Source organism: Pseudoalteromonas luteoviolacea CPMOR-1, from assembly GCF_001625685.1.
In the GTDB taxonomy this organism is placed as follows: domain Bacteria; phylum Pseudomonadota; class Gammaproteobacteria; order Enterobacterales; family Alteromonadaceae; genus Pseudoalteromonas; species Pseudoalteromonas luteoviolacea_K.
Map to the genome: position 1 here is coordinate 1 of NZ_AUYC01000102.1, position 462 is coordinate 462.

Genomic DNA, 462 nt, shown 5'->3' on the forward strand with positions numbered 1-462 from the left:
GATTCAATCAGGCCAGTAAAGCTGAATTCACCGCTCGCATTCGTCACTACACTTTGATTTACCGCTTGACCAAATTTGTCTGTGCCTGTGATAGTCACCGTGATGTCTTTTAATCGAAGATCGTTTTGATCAACCGTGCCATCTTGGTTCACATCCAAGAACACAGTACCAGCTACCGACTTATCACCGGCTTTTGGTTTTTCTGTAAATTTGACTTCTGGCGTTGTATCTGTGCCGACTATCACTTTTGCGATATTGCTCACCACGCCAGCATCAGAGCCAATGTAGCGATTACCCGTTTGGTAAGTGCCACTGACTGTTTGGGTGATAGTGTAGCCATCAGCACTCGATTCAATCAGACCTGTGAAGCTAAACGCACCATTAGCGTCAGTTTTCACACTCTCGTTGACTGCTTGACCATATTTATCTGTGCCCGTGATAGTGACCGTGATGTCTTTTAGC

At 45.5% G+C, this 462-nt stretch carries 1 protein-coding gene; it reads right to left on the bottom strand.

Annotated features, from left to right (window positions below):
* Window positions 1-462 (bottom strand): SdrD B-like domain-containing protein (locus N473_RS25695; protein ID WP_155735746.1); only part of this gene is annotated, 462 nt, incomplete at both ends.